Below are 213 nucleotides of genomic sequence, written 5' to 3'. Positions count from 1 at the left end.
AAATAGTTTACCTACAAGTAACTATTTAATTAGAATAAGTAATATAGGCAACACCACTTTATTAGATACTAGTGATATTACTTTTAGTCTAAGACCAATGGTTGAGTTGACAGATGACTTTTCAAGTATTTCAACTAATGGCTGTGAAGCTTTACCAATAAACTTTAGAGCCTCTACTTGTGAAAGCCGATTTAATTTTTATTACAGTACGGA

The 213-nt window shown here is 30.5% G+C and carries 1 protein-coding gene; it reads left to right on the top strand.

What is annotated here, in order from left to right; all coding sequences use genetic code 11:
- Window positions 1-213: hypothetical protein (locus tag Q0997_RS20460; RefSeq protein WP_299892615.1), on the top strand; the 213-nt coding region annotated here is incomplete at both ends.

This window comes from uncultured Lacinutrix sp., from assembly GCF_947500325.1.
Taxonomy (GTDB): Bacteria; Bacteroidota; Bacteroidia; order Flavobacteriales; family Flavobacteriaceae; genus Lacinutrix.
This window is presented reverse-complemented; position numbering and strand designations above follow the sequence as displayed.